The organism is Sphingomonas sp. (genome assembly GCF_041661825.1).
Taxonomy (GTDB): Bacteria; Pseudomonadota; Alphaproteobacteria; order Sphingomonadales; family Sphingomonadaceae; genus Sphingomonas.
In genome coordinates this window covers 30,399-46,501 of the sequence record NZ_JBAZTU010000009.1, presented here as the reverse complement: position 1 = coordinate 46,501, position 16,103 = coordinate 30,399, and the positions used below count along the sequence as shown (strand labels likewise).

Genomic DNA, 16,103 nt, shown 5'->3' with positions numbered 1-16,103 from the left:
GCTCACGCCGTGCGGCGTACTACCGCCCACGCACGACCTCCGCGGCGATGGTCGCGAGCGCGTCCGCGATGGGGGAGTTGATGTCGCTCTTCCAGATGACGCAGTCACCGGCCGGCGGCGAGACGAGGGCCTGCTGCGCGAGGTAGCCGGACCACTTCCCGAAGCCCAGCGGGCCCCCGTCCGCGATCCGCACGTCCTCGAGGCTCGCGGCCTTGGCGACATCCTTGGCGATGTTCCAGCAGTAGTTGGTGAGGTCGTTGTAGGGGCGGTTGGGGACGCAGTTGATGAACAGGCGCAGAGCCCCCGGCCCGATGACCGGCGGCGGGATCTCGGTGATGGCCGGCGAGAGCGCGGGAGCGGCCGGGGCGGCGGGCGCGGTGGGGGCCGTGGCGGGCTGCGCCGCGAGCTTCGCCGCGTTGTCGGCCTCGATCTCGGCCTTCGTGCGGCGGTGGCGCTTCGCCTTCTCCTCGGCGGGCGCAGCGGGCGCAGCGGGCGCGGCGGCGGCGGCGGCGGCGAGCGGCTCCTTTGCCGCGTCGGGCGGGACCACGCCCTCGTCCACCTTCGGGGCGAGCGCGGCGGGCGCGGGCGCGGCGGGCGCGGCGGGCGCGGGCGCGGCGGGCGCGGGCGCGGGCGCGGCGGGCGCGGGCGCGGGCGCGGCGGGCGCGGCGGTAGCGGGCGCGGGCGCGGCGGGCGCGGCGGGCGCGGCGGGCGCGGCGGGTGCGGCGGGTGCGGCGACAGGCCCCAGCGGAGCGGTCGTCGGCATCACCATCACGGTCCCCTCGGCCCGGATGAGCTTGCTCTCCACGTCAGTGAAGAGCCCGAAGCGACCGGCCGGGCCCTGGCCCTCGCAGACCATGTCCACGGCGACGCCCGTCGCGCAGCCAGCCTTGAGGATGTAGAAGAGGCCCTTCTGCGCGGCCTTGGCCTCGACCTCGACGCCGGGCGCGGCGGCGGCGGCGGGCGCCGCAGCTGCTGCGGGCGCGGCGGTGTTTCCGGTGGCACTGGAAGCGGCGATACGGGAGAGCAGGCTCATCGAGAATTTCCTCGCAGGTGAATCGGGGCAGACAGCAATGAACGAACAACCGCCATACGCCCCGCAAGCTTCTTCGTTGTGGGGCACTTCCTTCGGGTCCTTCTTGGCCGCGGTGACCTTCATCAGGCCGACGACGTTGCTGTACCGCTGCCAGCGCGTCTCGATGTCGGCGGGCGTCAGCTGGACGCGCACCGGCAGGGACGCCTTGGCGCCGTGCGTCTGGTAGTACAGGTGCGTGAAGCGGTAGACCGACAGGCCCGGCCAGCGCAGCGTGGCCCACTTGAGGTAGGCCACGCACTGGATGTCCTCCAGCAGCTCCTTCTCGGTCTTGGCGTAGCGGGCGATGCTGGAGAGGAACTTGTGGTCGAGGACCTCGACCTTCGACGGGTCGTTCAAGTCGATGAGGTCGATGAAGCCGATCATCGGCAGGCCGGCGATGGCGAGCTTCGGCTCCTGGGCGATGAGGAGGTCCGGCTTCTTCGGGTCGAGCGGGAGGTAGTGGACGGGCCACTCGACGCGCAGATTCGACTTGGGCGGCGGCAGGTGCTGGATGCCCGCGAGCGCGATGCCCCCCAGGACGTTCTCGCCGGTCAGGAGGTAGTGCTCGACCTGGGAGTGCCCGGCCTTGCCCGTCTCCTGGCCCTTCAACTCCTTGCGCTTGAAGTGCTGGACCTTGTCGAAGAACCAGGCCCGCGGGCACCCGCCCGTCTCCGCGTGGAAGGTCTTGATCTGCGACGCGGAGACGTAGCGGAGGACGCCCTTCTCGACGGCGTGCCCCTCGGGCCGTCCAGACCATCGGGAATCGGGGATTGGCGTCATGGGAGGCATCCTCGCACGCGGGTCAGACATTCCTGCGGATGCCCACCAGTCCGTAGGACCAGCGGAAGAGGAAGTCGCGGTCCTGCTGCCGGTCCGCGAGGCGCTTGAGGCCCAGGATGTTGTGCAGCGGGGCCACGCACACGTCCTGAATCCAGAGGCCCTTCCCGTTGGTGAAGTACCGCTGGCGCAGACCGGACGCGGGTATGTAGTCCACCTTCACGCCGTCGATGGACCCGGTCGCACTCTCCTCGGTGGAGCCCTTGGAGAGCTTCAGCTGGAGGTCGTCCCCCTTCGGAGCCTTGAGGACCAGGAAGTCGATGTCGCCGGGCGTCACGTCGAAGCCCAGCATCCAGAGCGCGGAAGTGCCGACGAGCACGCCGACGATCTTCTGCTCCTTGAGCACCTGATAGGCCTTCTGGATGGACTCCACCGTGACCGGCGCGAACGCCTTCTTGTCGTCGTCCATGTCACTCCCCCTTCAGCCACTTCTTGAACCAGCCCTCGGCCAGCTGCCCCGTCGCGACCCAGCGCAACACGTCCTGCACCTCGACGCTGCACTCGGTGTCGCCCTCGGCCTGCTTGAGCGCGTCCTTGACCTCCTTCTTGGTCGGGGGCACGGCGGCGAAGTCGCCCTGGGCGTTCTTGACGGCCTTGGCGACCTTCTGGACGGTGGCCCTGCTCGACCGCTCGGTGGGGCCCTCGGCCAGGATTTCCTCGAGCTTCTCCACCTGCTTCTCGTTGGGCAGGACCGACAGCTTGGCGGCGGCGCTGGGCGACAGCTTCCCGGACTCGACGGCGTTCTGCACCTTCTTGTCGCAGGCGAGGAGCTTGAGCAGCCGGTTCGTCTTGGTCTTGTCCAGGCCGATGGTCGCGCCGGCCTCCTCCTCGGTGCGCCCGAAGCCCATCAGGCGCTGCACCAGCTTCGCGCGCTCGACCTCGCTGGTGTTGACCCGGTTCTCGTTGGCGGTCACCAGGACGCCGAAGAGCGCGTTCTCGTCGGCGCGCTTGTTCACGCAGGCCATCTTGATCTGCTCGCGGCCCAGCTTCTTGAGCCTGACGTTGGCCTCGCACGCGGCCTTGTACCGGCGCTTGCCGTCGATGACGACGATGTCCTCGCCGTCCTTGGCGACGGTGATGACGGTCGTGAAGCCCTCGGTCATCATCGAGACGACCAGCTGCTCGTCCACCGGCAGCTCGATGCGCGGGTCGTAGAGCGGGTGCGCCTTGTTGATGATGACTTTGAGCCTCTCGGGCTCGATCCAGTAGGCGTCGAAGCGGGCAGCGTCGATTGCGGTCTTAGCCACGTTGGGCTCCTTTTCAACAGGGGAGAATCGTATACAACAGGTTAAAGAACCACGTCAACTACTCTTCGCAGCCTTGGCCTTCTCGGCCTCGTTCTCGCGGCGCTCCTTCTGGCGCGACACCGCGGCGGTCATCACCGGGTTGGAGGCCGCGATGCGCTCCTTCATGTGCTCCAAGTCGCCCAGCTTCGTCTTCTCGGCCCAGGCCAGGAGCAGGCTGGGCAGGACCCGGTGGTAGGTCACCTGCTTCTGCTTCTGGTTCACGACCACCGACACGCGGATGCTCTGGTCGTTGGAGAGGTTCGCGAGCGCGCGGCCGATCTTCGTCGCGCTGGGCGGGTGCCCTGCGGAGGGGACGAGCGACACCCAGTACATCTCGTTGGTCATCAGCTCGGTGGCGACCCACAGCTCCTCGTTGCCGGTGAGGCAGCGCGTGTCCTTGAGGTACCCCGGCTCGCGCGAGGAGAGCCACGCGACGAGGAACTCCACGATGCAGCTGGTCACGCCGGTCGAGGTGAGCAGGTTGCTGTGGAAGTCGGTCTGCTTGCCCTCCACCAGGAACCGGCCCGTCGTCTTGACCTTGCGGTTGTCCCGGAGCCAGAGCGCGTGCCGGGCGATGCCGGCGTTGTCGAGCCACTCGCGGTTGATGTTGTCCGGACCGACCTCCTCAAGGAGGAACTGCCGGATCGGCGCGCTGCGCTCCTCCCCCGACGTGTCGATGAAGAGGAACCGGCCGGCGACGGCCGAGAGGTCGGAGGAGGAAAGCTCCTCCCCCGTCTCCAACATCCGGTCGTTGTTGCCGGCGATGATGAGCCGCACCGCTCCGAAGAGCGAGGCGACGGGCATGAACTTGCGGTTCAGGTTCCGCGTCGTCGTTCCGATGAGCTTGCGAAGCTCGCTCGTCAGGTGCTTGCCCTTGGCCGGGAGGCACTCGTCCGCGAAGACGAGCGGGCACTGGGTGAGCACGTCGTTGAAGCCGGCGAAGACGTTCTCCAGCTCGCTGGGCCCGCCGCGGGTCCACAACTTCGCGAGGCCCTGGGCCAGGAGCGTCTTCCCCGTCCCCTGGGAGCTGTGGAAGTAGAGCGCGCACGTCTGCCGGTCGAGGAGCATATAGGTGGCGACCCAATCAAGGAACCGCTCCGCGTCCTCGCCGCCCAGCATCCGCAGCCACTTGTCGATCTGAGGGTTGAACGTCGGCACCAGCGGTCGCATTGGACGAACCGCCTCGTGGAAGACCTGAGTCGAGGCGTCGTAAAAGCTCTTCTGGAGGGAGAGGCTTGCCTCAACTTCTCGCGCAAGCGAACCCCACTCATGGACGAGAGACTTCGCGGAGGTCCAGACGACACGGCCCTGCTTGTTGACGTAGAACAGGTCCTCGCACAGACCCGGCACGCGAGCGAGGTCGCGGCCGGTCGCGAGGTCGAGATCTGCCAGAGGCACCGGTCGCTCGTACCGGCCGTCGATGAAGACCCAGGCCGCGCCGCCTTTCGTGACGATCCAGCGGTCCTTGAACTCCTCGACGGAGTTGCACTTCTGCCCCAGCGCCCAGGCCAGTACCAGCGCCTCCGGATACGGCTTGGTGGGGTCCGGGTCCTCCGGCGTGGACTCCTTCGACGCCCGGCGGCACAGGTTCTCATGCATCGCCAGGTTCACGGCCTCGCGCTTGGCGTCGGACTCGGCCTTGTCGAGGAGGGCGCGCTGCAGCTTCTCCGCGGTGACCCCCATCCAGTCCGCGGCGCCGGGAGGGGGGTCGCCGGGGAGCGCCAGGATGGAGGGCCTCAAGATCTCGAGGAGGGCGTCCACGGGCGTCGTGTTGGGGAACGCGAAGGCCATGATGGACACGGCGCGCTGGATGGCCGTGTCCCGGCTCCCCTCGTCGGCCAGCGGCTCGCCGTGAACCACCGGCTTCATGAACGCCCGCGAGAGCGGGTCGGACAGGTAGCGCAACGTATTGCGGGCTTCCTCCATGTCCACCGGGGGGCCCTTCTGCGGGCGCTCGGCCAGGAGGATGGCGGCGGTGGGGGCCACGCCCTCACGGTCCGGCGGGGGAGGCGGGACCTTCGGCTTGAGCGGCGCGAGGAACTCATCGACGCGCAGCTGCTCCCCGTCCCAGGACTCCGCGATGACCTCGGCGTCGCTGGGCGCGCTGGGCAAGAAGAAGAGCCGGGAGGCGTCCTTGGCGCCAGGGTCGGCCGGGATGCCCAGGCGCTCGACCACGTTGGCGCGGAAGCGATCCCACTCCTCGAGCTTGACCGGCCGGTCGATGTCGATGACGACCCGCACGCACACGTCGTCGGGCCGGTGGCTGTGGCTGGAGTGGACGCAGGTGCGGTACTTGCCACAGTTACGGAGCGCGTGGACGAGCGCGCCGTCGTCGGGCAAGTGGTCGAGGTCAAGCACCAGCGCCGTCACGGCCTCGACGTTCTTCTTGGCCCTCTTGCCGTCCTTGTAGACCGTGGCTGACCAGGCCGGGCCCGGCTTCTCCGGGCAGTTCTTCTTCTGGCAGGTGGCCGTCGTGCAGCTGCAGCGACGGTGATCTTTGAGGCTCTCCACCAACTCATCCCAGAGGACCTCGGCGCGTTTCGGAGCATTGTCGTGCTCCGACTGCAACAGAGAGACGAGCAAGCGACCCTCCCACGGGCAGCCTTCAATTGCACGCCTGCTCGTCTACACCCGGACCCATTACAGCGTCAAGTACTAGCCGCCACGAATCGCGTGACCGCGTGTCACAACGGAAGGTGGATAGCAGCTGTTGCCAACAGGTAATAAGTGTGCGTTTCACACAAAGGCTCGGAGAGGACTGGCACGTTTAGTGCTTTCAGAGGCCTAGTAGGGCTGAACGCAAACCCACTCCCTCTAACACGATACTGTATTACGGTTCTTCTCTTATTACTTCTTATATAACCGTAAAATAGTACCTGATTGGAGGAGTAGTGATCTTGATCAGGTCTACTAGCAGCTACCATGAAACGGGCGTTTACGTCGGCTCCCTGTAGGACTTCATGGGACCGGCCCGCAGGTTCTAGAATTTATAAGTTGACAATGCCTGTACAATCTTTCATTTTGGATATCGAAGTCGGCAGGTCGTTTTTCGCAACCCATCTAGGAGGCTCGGCAATGGCTCGCGTGATGCGCCTCAAAAGTGAAGCTGTGATTGGCCGGATTCGGTACTACGCCATGCAGCGCCGAATCCACCCGGACGAGGCGCTTTTGGAGTTCGTGAACGAGTGCCTCGACAGGCACAACGTGCCTGGGCAGAGCCAGCTGCCCGCCGTCTTCAAGGGGCCGCAGGAGGAGGACTACGTCGAGCGGAACATGACGGCCGTGCTCTTCGCGTTGAAGCAGGCGAAGGACAACGGGATGCCTGTCGTCACCTTGGTCGAGGTGATGGCGGCTACGAGGCTGACGCAGATGAAGGCCCGGTACGCCCTCGACCAGCTCATCGCGGAGCGGTCGGTCGCGATCCAGAAGGTGATGACCGAGGGGAGGGGCCGCAAGCCCTGGGGCTACTCCCTCCGCAACCCTTGAGGGCAGAAGAAAGCCCCGCGTCCGGAGTGGACGCGGGGCCAGGTCCGGCGAACTCGCGGTGGGCCGGTCCTAGGAGCAGAACTACGAGCAGACCTCCTCAATTCTGGTCGCCACCTGCTCGTAGGTCGTCAGGATGGACTCGATCTCCCCCGCCACCTCCTTGTATTTGGCGACGAGGCCGGCGTCGGCCTCCTGGGCGAGGGCCATGAGCCCGACGAAGAGCTTGGCAGCCTCCTCGGTCGTCTTCTGGAAGTCGGCCTCGTTCTCGGAGTCGTCGGCCTTGACGAGGACGGCCTCGTAGGCCGTGATGGCCTTCTCGTCCTTCTGGCGCGCGAGGGCGAGCATGGTGTCCACGAAGTCCTCGGCCTGCCGGTTGAGGTCCTTGAGGCGGTCGTTGACGATGTTGAAGTCCTCGGCCAGCCGCGCGAGCGCGGAGCGGGGGCTCTTCTCTTCTGACATGGGCTACCTCTTGAGCGCCTTCTTGGTCACCAGCGTGCCGCGAGTGGCGCTCTTGGGCGCGGCCTGCCGTGGTTGGTAGACGAGGGTGCCCCGCTTGAACGAGCGGGCGATGTACTTGCCCAGGCCGCACTCGCCGGACCGGCAGTAGCGGTCCTTGGTGCCATCCCGGATGGAGAAGATCTCGGTCTTGCCGACGAGCGCGGCCATCCGGCTCTGGCGCTCGTAGCACTCCTGCCTCGAGATCGTGGCGGTGAGCCTGGGGCAGTGGAAGGTTCCGGCGGCGGTGAACTCGGGCTCGCGGGGCATCAGGTCTGGACCTGGGGTGAGGCGTCGCGGTGCTCGGCCAGGTGCTCGTCGCAGAAGAAGTGGCCGCAGTCGGGGCAGGCCTTGTTCCGCATGGGGACCTGGGCCCAGCCCAGCTCCACGCAGCGGGGGCAGGTGTTGGGGAAGGTGCGCGCCCAGGCCTCCTGGCGCTCCTTCTCCTCCTCGGGCGTGAGCGCGGCCTTCTCGCCCACGGTGAAGCTCCTGTTGACGAACATGGTCACGGCTGCTCTCCAGGGTTGCGGGAGTAGGTCCTGCAGGCGAAATCCTCGAACTGCATCAGGTAGTCGATGGCGTCCGCGTAGGCGTCGAGGCCTTCAGGGACGCAGAGCACGCGGTCGAAGGCGTCGTTGGGCAGGCCGTCCTGCTCGGCCTCGCTGGCGTGGCCGGCGATGCCCACCTGGCCGTCCTTGCCCAGGCGGATGAGGCGCACGACCCGGCCCCCGGCCGCGCGGATGGCGTCGAGCTCGTTCTTGAAGCGCACGTCCGGGATGACGACGCCGGTCGCGCGCCGCGGCGCCAGGTGCTTCGGCGTTCCGGGAGGGACCTCCGGGCCCAAGCCCAGGTGCTGGTGGTAGGCCCGGCCGGCGAGGATGTCCTTCGCGGTGCGGATGGCGAGGTCCACCCAGGTGTTGTCGTAGCAGCGCCGGCCCCACTCGGTGCCCAGCAGCTGCAGTGCCTCGCGGGGGGTGAGGTAGGGGAATCGAGGGTCGCCGTCCGGCCTGAAGTACCTCTTATCCGGCGCGTTGCGGCACTCAGACGGCCCCCAGAGCTGCTGGTCGGTGAAGTCGTACACCTGCTGGCAGATCCGCTTCAGGGGGTCGGCGAGGGCGACCTTCTGCCACCCGTACTTGAGGACCAGGCGGTCCGCGAACGTGTCCTTGCCAGCTCCCGAATGCCCGCACAGCCCGAGAATCATGTAGTCCCTCCGGTGGAAGTTGGTGTGAATCTGACACCTTGGCTGGAATCGTTGCAAGCGCAATCGTTGCGTTCGCAATCATTTCGTTCGCAACGATTCTGACCTTCGTGTGCTCTGAACACGATGACCTAAGTGTCTAGGGCACACGAATGCACTTGACCGGTCCGCGTTCCGGCGCTACCAGCGCAAAACCAACCCGAGGGTGCGCGGTGGCCGAGAAAACCTTCTCCCAGAGACTCCAGCGGGACCTCCGGATGCGTTTCGACCCGGAGCTTGCGGAGGCCGTCAGCAACTACCACCAGACGATGGTGGAGGCGGGCATGGCGGGCAACATGACTGACACCGTGCGCGAGCTGATCCGCCTCGGGCTCGCCAACGCCCCGTCCGACGTGGCGACCCTGATGACCCGCGCGAGGGCCTTCAACCTCGTCCGGGTGTGGGTCTTCCAGCACGTCCACCAGGGGCTCGCGAAGGTCCTGCAGGAGCTGGAGTACGAGATCACGCCCGAGGTCCTCAAGGCCTACGGCCTCCCCCCGCTCCCGCAGCTGGACGACACCGACCCCCACCCCAACGACGAGGAGGTCCCGGATGGACCTTAGCAATGACCGCCTGAGCATCGACACGTCGCACCGCGACGCGCAGGGCAAGCAGATCGACCCGGAGGAGAAGCCTGCGGAGCGGGTCCTCGACGCGGAGATCCCCATCACGGTGGGCGGCGGCGCGGCCGGCGTCGGCGCCAAGTCGGCCTCGGAGTTCACCAACGGCGCGGTGGGCGACCGCCTCATCCACAAGCCCACGGTGAACGTCGCCGGGACGGCTCTGGAGTTCGCCCACGGGCACAGCCACCGCTGCTGCCTCTGCAAGAACTACAACAACCACCGCTTCCTCGAATGGAAGCACCGGATGATGCTCTCACCCAACCTGCGCGAGCGCGCCGAGGTGGACTTCCTGCGGTCGAAGATCTTCGACGGCACCGTGTCGGCGCCCGAGGCCGCTGACGGCCTCCCCGACGTGGAGTGGATGCTCAACACCTTCGCCATCTGCGACGCGCTCTCCTCCATCTTCAAGGAGGAGCATATCGTCACGCCCGAGTCGGGCTGCCCGGACTACCGGGGCGAGGCGACGGTCAAGCCGGAACTGCAGCTGGACTTCCAGAACCTGTTCGAGCCGAAGGACGCCGACGCGGCCAGGATCTCCAACGCCAGCTACGACAACATCCTCAAGACGGCCCAGGGCGCGCCCGCGCCCAGGCGCGCGGAGCGCGTCAAGGTGGACCTGTCGAAGTACTTCACCCCGAAGCCCCCGAAGGAGAACCCCTGATGAAGATCATCCCCCGCCTCCTGTCGCTCGTCGTCGCCTCCCTCCTCACCTACGTCTGCTTCGTCTCCCTGGCCTTCGCGGCCGAGGCGGTCGTCCTGCCCGCCTCGTCCGGCATCGACTGGACGAAGGTCGTGATGGGCATCATCGGCGCGCTGCTGCCGCTGCTCATCACCGGCCTGACGTGGGTCAGCAAGAAGCTCGCGGACCTCATCGGGCAGAAGGTCAAGAACGAGGAGGTCAAAGGCATCCTCGCGCGCCTGGACGAGATCGTCTTCAACGTCGTCAAGGAGCTGATGCAGACCACCGTGGACGCCGCCAAGAAGAAGGCCGACGAGGGTGGGCTGCCGAAGGAAGTGGCCGACGCCGCCGGCAAGGCCGCGCTCGACAAGATCAAGAGCTACCTCGGGTCCGAGGGCCTCAAGCTCCTTGGGATGGTCCTGGGCATCACCGACGACGCCAAGCTGGACGAGTACCTCAAGACCAAGATCGAGAGCACGGTCCACACCGTGAAGCTGCAGCGCGACGCCAGCGTGAGCGCGGGCGCGGCCACGGCGGCGCTCACCAGCGCCTTCGGGATCGTGAAGTGACTCGCGTCCTCGCCGTCGTCTTGGCGATGGCGATGGCCCTCCCGGTTCAGGCGCAGGACACCGCGTCTGAACCGGAGGCGTCCGATCTTCCGCGCACGGTCAAGTCGGCCGTCACCGTGGATGACGTGAAGCTGGGGGGCGGGACCTGGCTGTCCCCACCGCGCTCTGCATGGGTCGCCGCCGAGAAGAGGCGCTGCGAGGACGACAAGAAGCAGCTGCAGGACGCGCTCGAGAAGAAGCCGCTCCAGCCGCCCGAGACGACCGGCCAGATCGCCACGGCGGCGAGCATCGCGGGCGGTGGCGGGATCGTCGTCGGCATCCTCATCACCCTCGTGGGGCTCATCGCCTCCGGGCACATCAAGTAGAGGTGAACGTGGACCGTCAGGAAGCAATTCTCGAAGCGAAGCAGGAGAGCGAAGCAGCGGTCGCCTTCGGCGTCCCGCCCAAGGAGGTCGCCGTCGAGGTCCCCCGCGTGAAGCTGCGCCCGGACCGCCCCGGCCAGCCGCTCAAGGAGGTCATCATCACCGAGCGGTTCGTCTTCCGGCGCGGGCAGCTGATCGTCTACGTCTACTACGACCCTGGCTTGGGCCTCACCCGCGAGGAGCGCGAGGCGATGAAGGGAGGGTTCAACGCATGAACGTCGCGTGCCGCCTCTACTTCTTCTACGCTCCCAACTGCCCTCACTGCGCGATGGCCGAGCCCGACGTGACCAGGTTCCACCGGAAGCATAAGCGGGTCCTCGTCGTCCGGGTCAACAACAACAACCGGGACGCGGGCATCGACGGCTTCGCGCCCGCCGGCACGCCCGCCTACCTGCTCAAGGTCAACGAGCGGAAGGCGTTCCACCACATCGGGCGCTTGACGCTCGTTGAGCTCGACAAGGCCTACGACGAGGCCTTGAGCGAGCACGCCACGAAGGAAGAGTTGGGCCTCGCGGGAGACGACGAGGACGACAGCGACGACATCGACGCGGAGTCCAAGGAGCAGGACGCCCGCGACGAGGAGGAGTAGATGCTGCAGCTGCTCTTCTTCGCGCTCTGCTCCTTCGGCCTCGCGTACATCGTTGGGCACGCCCGCGTGAGCCTGGGCGTGCGCGAGTGGATGGCGCGGCGTCGAGGCGCGGCCTGGCGCTGGCTGCTCGCGCTCATCGAGTGCCCGGCCTGCTTCTCGACGTGGGTCGGCTTTGGCTTCGGAGCTTGGCAGCCCCAGGTCGTTCCGTTCCCGGTCCCGGTGCCGCTCGCGGCGTTCATGCTGGGGCTCTTCAGCTGCGCCGTCGGGTTCCTCTTCGGCCGGGCGACCGGCCTCATCCAGAAGGAGTAGGTCATGGACACTTCGCAGCGGCTCTGCCCGTTCACCATGAAGGCTCCGGAGTCCACCAGCATCATCACCAAGGACACGCACCCCGGCGGTATCGTCGCCGCCCCATGCGCCCAGCAGGCGTGCGTCGCCTTCACCATCATCTACGACGAGAGCGGAAAGCCCGTCTCAGGGGACTGCCGGCTCTGCATGGCGTCGCAGATGCTCAACGGCGTCGTCGAGATGCTCGACGCCAACAACCAGCTGCTCGCCGCTGCGCTGCAGGCGCAGGGCATCGACCCCACGAAGGACCAGAAGAAGGAGACGCACTGATGCCGCCCAACGACATGAGCCAGGAGGCCATCCTCCAGATGATCGCGGACAAGGCGAAGGCCGACGGCGACGACTTCCGTCTCCGCATCGCCAGGCGCCGCACCCTCGGGACGCTCCCGGAGATCGTGGCGATGCTCGAGGAAGCGCACGCCGAGCACCTCGTCGCGCCCGAGACGTGGCTGCCGCGCCTGACCGGCGGCGGGCGCCTGGAGATCTCGGTCTACCACTCCAGCAACGTCAACACCCCCATCGGTGGGCCGGTCATCGTGACGGTGGACGGCGACCCCATCAAGCCCGACGCGGCGCTGCTGCGCTTGCCGGACTGGGCCGGGCCGCGGCGGCTGACGTACCCGCGCCCGGAGAAGAAGAAGGAGAACGAGGGCTTCTCGATGTCGAGCAACGCCCCGGCCAACCCGATGGCCCCGTCGTTCCACCACGACGAGGCCAAGGCCAACGCCCGCGAGGTGCAGTTCGAGCAGACCCTGCGCGACCTCAACGCCCGCATCGAGGCCACCGCGCGCCTGGAGCGCGACCTCTTGGAGAAGAAGTCGCAGATGGAGGTCGAGGCCATCCGCCGCGACGCCGACGCGCGTGCCCGCGAGGCCGAGGCCCGCGTCCAGCGCCTGGAGCAGGCGCAGCTGCAGCCGCGCGCCCCCACCGAGAACCTGGGCTCCGTCGTGGAGAAGCTGATGCCCCTGGTCCTGCAGGTGATGGAGAGCAACCGCGCGGCGTCGGCGGCAGCTGCGGCGGCGCAGGCGCAGGCGACCCTGGAGGCCGCGAAGATGCAGGCGCAGGTGCTGCAGGCGATCATGTCGAAGCCGGCCATCGACCCGCAGATGCTCGCGCTGCTCACCAAGGACGACGGGAGCGCCCGCGTGATGGAGCAGATGGGCGACCTGTTCTCCGCGACGACCGCCACCACGATGAACGTCCTCAACGCGGCGGTGGAGATGGGCCTGGCCGGAGGGCAGCGGGGCAACGAGGAGCCGGTGGCGCTGCGCGCGGTGCGCGAGGGCGTCCGCGCCCTGATGGCGCTCTCGGGTGCCGGCCGCAACGCCGCAGCTGGGGCCAAGCCGCGCCGCCAGCTCCCGGCGAAGGAGCAGCCGAAGCAGGAGGTCGCCTCGCCGCCTCCCGCCGCGCCGGCTCCCACCGTGGAGAAGGGAGGGGCCGCGGCCGAGGCCCCGCTGAAGGCCGCGGAGCCGACCGCGCTGGACAAGGTCATCCACCGCATCGAGCAGAAGAAGGACAAGCCCGAGGAGATCGCGACGTACCTCGTGGAGAACGTCACCGACCCGTCCATCATCGAGGTGTTCGCGGACCCGGAGGTCGACTTCCGCGCCGTGTTCGAGGAGCGCCTGGGCGACTGGCTCGACGCCGACGAGAACAAGAACTTCCTCAAGGCGGTCATCCACTCGTTCGCGGAGCAGGGCGTCGAGGCCGGGCTCTTCACCGCGGAGGCGCTGCCCGAGATCGAGAAGGCGATGGAGTCGCTCGGCACCTAGCGCGAGGTATTGACTCCGGGTGCTTTGCGTAGTAAGTACACCAACGGCAGCGCGGTACCTCCGAAGGGCTCTCGGCCTCCCACCCGAGAGCCCTTCTCCTTTACGGGCTTGACTCGACCCGCACTAAGGCGCTACCACGGCGGCACGCGGCAAGCAGGGTTGGGCCCGAGGCGCAGTTGTCGTTCTCCCTCCGAGACGTGGGCAGCCAGCGGAAGGCTCTCGCGACTCTCGCGCAGATGACTCGTCGCGCGATCTTGCGGCCCGAGATCGTCACGGCGGCGCGCCGCATCGTCAACGACTGCCCGTCCCGCGACGACGACTGCGAACTTAACGCGGTCTACGAGGCCGTCAAGAGCGGCACCGTCAAGGTCAAGGGCCTCGGGAAGGGCTTCCGCTACGTCCTCGACCCGCTGCCCGCGGACTGGTTCCAGTCGCCGCAGCGCAGTTTGCAGTCGTGCCTGTCCGGAGCTTGCGGCGGCGACTGCGACGAGCACGCGAGCCTGGTCGCGGCGCTGGTCGGCGCCCTCGGCTACCGCGTTGGCCTGCGCGCCTACGGCCCGGCCGGCGGCAAGGACTTCACCCACGTCTACGCCTGCGTGGCGTACCCGAAGACCCGTCCTCCGAAGGACCCGCGCGAGTGGGTCGGCATGGACACGACGGTGGATGAGGCTTTCGTTGGCTGGGACCCCCCTCGCGGTCGCTTTCTGACCGCCCAGGTCGTTTGAGGAGCACACGATGTTCATCAAGGACCGCAAGTTCAGGGGCTTCGGCGCCGTCAGCGGCAAAGAGATCAACCAGTGGATCAAGATGGGCCTCGACGTGATCGAGACGGGCATCGACATCGGCCTCAAGGTGGACGCCGCGTCGAAGGGCCAGGGTCAGTCCAAGCCGCCGCCGCAGCAGCAGCAGACGCAGCAGCCCAGCCAGCCACAGACCCCCGCCGGCCAGAACGTCCAGGGCCTCGGGTCCTCCATCGACACCAACACGATGCTGATGGTCGGCGGCGGGCTCGCTGGCGTCGGCCTGCTGGCGTTCCTGTTCACGCGGAAGAGGTAGGGGAGGCGCCGTGTACTTCAACGACTACGGAGCCGACCTCCTGACGCAGTCCGTCTTCAACGAGCGCATCGCGGGCGTGAAGAAGGTCTTCTCGGTCTGGGCCGTTGCCAACGGCATCCAGAAGCGCACCAAGGTGCTGTCCCAGGACGGCCGGCTCACCGGCGCCTGGGCGGCGCTCAACGTCGGCCCGATCCCCGCCTTCATCAAGGGGTACGAGGCGACGATGCGCTCGGTCGCCGCCGGCAACTACCTCGGCCACGGCCTGTCGGAAGCGGAGCTGGCGGTGCTCGGCTCGTTCAAGATGATGCCGATGCCGGGCGCCGCCGGATCGGGCGTCTGGAACACCGCGAGCGACCCGACCACGGGCAAGACGGTCTACGTCTGCGTGGACACGGCCAAGGCCACCGGAGCGGAGCCTCGAGGACCGTGCTCGGACTTCCCGGAGCCCGGAGCCAACGCGGAGTGCCTCTCCAAGTACGGCAAGCCCTGCGGCGCCACGATGGGCAAGGTCTTCATCCCCAGCGCCCAGGCGAAGCAGCTGGCCGACGACGCGCCGATCATCGGGCTGCTGACGAAGGCCCTGGGGGGCAACGCCTCGCTCGTGATGGGCGGCAGCGCCGGGGTCAGCACGCTGGGCAAGGTCCTCGCAGGGGTCGCGGTCCTGGGCCTGGGCCTCGCGTTCTACAAGAGTCGCTGAAAGGAAGTCGCCATGCCGGTCCGCATCGCCATGTTCGAGGGGATCAAGCGCAGCCGCAGCGGTTCGCGCAGCTGCAAGCCGGGACGCCACGTCGGGTGCGTCAAGAACCGGCGCGCCCCGAAGACCGCGAAGGCCAAGGCCTGGCGCAAGAGGTTCACGACGGCGGCGCACAAGTGCAAGCCGGCGTGGAAGAGCGGGCGGTCGAGCTTCAACGCCTGCATGAAGAAGGCCCTGAAGTAGGGCGCTCAACGCCCGCAGTCCAACGCCGCACCGAGAACAGGAAGGAAATCCACAATGAGCAAGCGTTCGTTCATGGGCTTCGGCGCGCTGCCGGGCCTCTCCACCCTCAAGAAGGCCGCTCCCGGCATGGACGTGCTGATGGGCGTCGTCGTCGGCCTCGCCGGCGCCGCCGGCCTGAAGTTCGCCATCAACAAGCTGCGCCAGAACGGCACCAACGTGCCCGAGTTCCTCGACAAGGCCGCGCCGGCCCTCGGCAGCGCGATCCTCGGCGCGCTCGCCTACGCCCTCTACCGGAAGAAGAGCAGCGCCCGCGCCACCGGCTGGCTCGTCGGCGCGGTCACCACCGGCCTGGCCGTCACCGGCCAGAACCTGATCCGCGACGCCGAGTTCATCCCCGGCGACTTCAAGAGCTACCAGGACTACGGCCTGATCGCCGCCGACAACTCCGACATGGGGATGCTCGAGTCCGACAGCGGCCTCGACGGCCTGGCCGGGATGGCGATGCTGGAAGAGGACAACGCCTACTAGGCGTCCCTCGTAGAAAGCCCGCGACGCTCCTCGCGGGCCACCAGCTGGTGAGGAACCTCTCCCCGGCTGTTGCTCCGCGAGGAGAAGCAGCACGACCGGCGACCATCGTGGAAACCGGTCATAGCCCGCGAAAGCCGTAAAGGCCTAGTCGGCGCGAAAGGTAG

23 protein-coding genes are annotated in these 16,103 nt (G+C 67.7%); 15 read left to right on the top strand and 8 right to left on the bottom strand.

Translation table 11 applies throughout. The features are described 5' to 3' along the window. Positions 1-19: 19 nt before the first annotated feature. The 4 genes from WC729_RS29475 to WC729_RS29460 are packed head-to-tail and all read right to left on the bottom strand — an operon-like array spanning position 20 to position 5,778. The gene (locus WC729_RS29475) at positions 20-1,852 is read right to left on the bottom strand and encodes a PD-(D/E)XK nuclease family protein (protein WP_372858384.1); all 1,833 of its coding nucleotides are present in this window, start codon (positions 1,850-1,852) and stop codon (positions 20-22) included. 22 nt (positions 1,853-1,874) lie between these two features. Continuing rightward, complete coding sequence (locus WC729_RS29470; RefSeq protein ID WP_372858382.1) at positions 1,875-2,318, bottom strand: hypothetical protein; 444 nt, start codon at positions 2,316-2,318, stop codon at positions 1,875-1,877. A 1-nt stretch (position 2,319) separates the two neighbouring features. Next, on the bottom strand, positions 2,320-3,156 hold the full coding sequence (locus WC729_RS29465) for a ParB/RepB/Spo0J family partition protein (protein WP_372858381.1): 837 nt from the start codon (positions 3,154-3,156) through the stop codon (positions 2,320-2,322). Between the two features lie 54 nt (positions 3,157-3,210). Next, positions 3,211-5,778, bottom strand: coding sequence for a DUF5906 domain-containing protein (locus WC729_RS29460; protein ID WP_372858379.1), 2,568 nt, complete (start codon positions 5,776-5,778; stop codon positions 3,211-3,213). A gap of 492 nt (positions 5,779-6,270) precedes the next feature. Between WC729_RS29460 and WC729_RS29455 the strand changes: the two genes are divergently transcribed. After that, on the top strand, positions 6,271-6,681 hold the full coding sequence (locus tag WC729_RS29455; RefSeq protein ID WP_372858378.1) for a hypothetical protein: 411 nt from the start codon (positions 6,271-6,273) through the stop codon (positions 6,679-6,681). Between the two features lie 81 nt (positions 6,682-6,762). Here the strand turns inward: WC729_RS29455 and WC729_RS29450 are convergent, their stop codons facing one another. Genes WC729_RS29450 through WC729_RS29435 form a run of 4 tightly spaced genes read right to left on the bottom strand, consistent with a single transcriptional unit; the run spans position 6,763 to position 8,380 of the window. Continuing rightward, positions 6,763-7,140, bottom strand: a complete 378-nt coding sequence (locus tag WC729_RS29450) for a hypothetical protein (RefSeq protein WP_372858377.1) — start codon at positions 7,138-7,140, stop codon at positions 6,763-6,765. A gap of 3 nt (positions 7,141-7,143) precedes the next feature. After that, positions 7,144-7,446: a hypothetical protein gene (locus WC729_RS29445; protein WP_372858375.1), complete on the bottom strand. Its 303-nt coding sequence runs from the start codon at positions 7,444-7,446 to the stop codon at positions 7,144-7,146. Next, complete coding sequence (locus WC729_RS29440) at positions 7,446-7,685, bottom strand: hypothetical protein (protein WP_372858373.1); 240 nt, start codon at positions 7,683-7,685, stop codon at positions 7,446-7,448. The genes WC729_RS29445 and WC729_RS29440 overlap by 1 nt, the downstream gene beginning before the upstream one ends. Beyond that, positions 7,682-8,380, bottom strand: a complete 699-nt coding sequence (locus tag WC729_RS29435) for a hypothetical protein (protein WP_372858372.1) — start codon at positions 8,378-8,380, stop codon at positions 7,682-7,684. The genes WC729_RS29440 and WC729_RS29435 overlap by 4 nt, the downstream gene beginning before the upstream one ends. Before the next feature lie 209 nt (positions 8,381-8,589). On the opposite strand from WC729_RS29435, the gene WC729_RS29430 reads away from it, so the two are divergent. The 14 genes from WC729_RS29430 to WC729_RS29365 all read left to right on the top strand — a co-directional run bounded on the left by WC729_RS29430 (position 8,590) and on the right by WC729_RS29365 (position 15,939). Beyond that, entirely contained in the window at positions 8,590-8,979 is a 390-nt protein-coding gene (locus WC729_RS29430; RefSeq protein ID WP_372858370.1) for a hypothetical protein, read from the top strand. Then, positions 8,969-9,700 (top strand): hypothetical protein, encoded by a 732-nt coding sequence (locus WC729_RS29425; RefSeq protein WP_372858369.1) that lies wholly within the window; start codon positions 8,969-8,971, stop codon positions 9,698-9,700. The genes WC729_RS29430 and WC729_RS29425 overlap by 11 nt, the downstream gene beginning before the upstream one ends. After that, the gene (locus WC729_RS29420; RefSeq protein WP_372858368.1) at positions 9,700-10,287 is read left to right on the top strand and encodes a hypothetical protein; all 588 of its coding nucleotides are present in this window, start codon (positions 9,700-9,702) and stop codon (positions 10,285-10,287) included. Before WC729_RS29425 ends, WC729_RS29420 begins: the two co-directional genes overlap by 1 nt. Continuing rightward, positions 10,284-10,652: a hypothetical protein gene (locus WC729_RS29415; RefSeq protein ID WP_372858366.1), complete on the top strand. Its 369-nt coding sequence runs from the start codon at positions 10,284-10,286 to the stop codon at positions 10,650-10,652. Before WC729_RS29420 ends, WC729_RS29415 begins: the two co-directional genes overlap by 4 nt. Before the next feature lie 8 nt (positions 10,653-10,660). Then, positions 10,661-10,924, top strand: coding sequence for a hypothetical protein (locus WC729_RS29410; RefSeq protein WP_372858365.1), 264 nt, complete (start codon positions 10,661-10,663; stop codon positions 10,922-10,924). After that, positions 10,921-11,298 (top strand): thioredoxin domain-containing protein, encoded by a 378-nt coding sequence (locus WC729_RS29405; RefSeq protein WP_372858364.1) that lies wholly within the window; start codon positions 10,921-10,923, stop codon positions 11,296-11,298. Before WC729_RS29410 ends, WC729_RS29405 begins: the two co-directional genes overlap by 4 nt. Next, positions 11,299-11,607, top strand: a complete 309-nt coding sequence (locus tag WC729_RS29400) for a hypothetical protein (RefSeq protein WP_372858363.1) — start codon at positions 11,299-11,301, stop codon at positions 11,605-11,607. Between the two features lie 3 nt (positions 11,608-11,610). Then, positions 11,611-11,916 (top strand): hypothetical protein, encoded by a 306-nt coding sequence (locus WC729_RS29395; RefSeq protein WP_372858361.1) that lies wholly within the window; start codon positions 11,611-11,613, stop codon positions 11,914-11,916. Then, positions 11,916-13,418, top strand: coding sequence for a hypothetical protein (locus WC729_RS29390; RefSeq protein ID WP_372858360.1), 1,503 nt, complete (start codon positions 11,916-11,918; stop codon positions 13,416-13,418). Before WC729_RS29395 ends, WC729_RS29390 begins: the two co-directional genes overlap by 1 nt. A gap of 254 nt (positions 13,419-13,672) precedes the next feature. Continuing rightward, entirely contained in the window at positions 13,673-14,143 is a 471-nt protein-coding gene (locus WC729_RS29385) for a hypothetical protein (protein WP_372858359.1), read from the top strand. Between the two features lie 10 nt (positions 14,144-14,153). Continuing rightward, a complete protein-coding gene (locus tag WC729_RS29380; RefSeq protein ID WP_372858358.1) occupies positions 14,154-14,474 on the top strand; it encodes a hypothetical protein in 321 nt (106 codons plus the stop codon). A gap of 10 nt (positions 14,475-14,484) precedes the next feature. Beyond that, complete coding sequence (locus tag WC729_RS29375) at positions 14,485-15,171, top strand: hypothetical protein (RefSeq protein ID WP_372858357.1); 687 nt, start codon at positions 14,485-14,487, stop codon at positions 15,169-15,171. A gap of 12 nt (positions 15,172-15,183) precedes the next feature. Then, positions 15,184-15,411 (top strand): hypothetical protein, encoded by a 228-nt coding sequence (locus WC729_RS29370; protein WP_372858356.1) that lies wholly within the window; start codon positions 15,184-15,186, stop codon positions 15,409-15,411. Between the two features lie 54 nt (positions 15,412-15,465). Beyond that, a complete protein-coding gene (locus WC729_RS29365) occupies positions 15,466-15,939 on the top strand; it encodes a hypothetical protein (RefSeq protein WP_372858355.1) in 474 nt (157 codons plus the stop codon). The last annotated feature ends 164 nt before the right edge of the window (positions 15,940-16,103 follow it).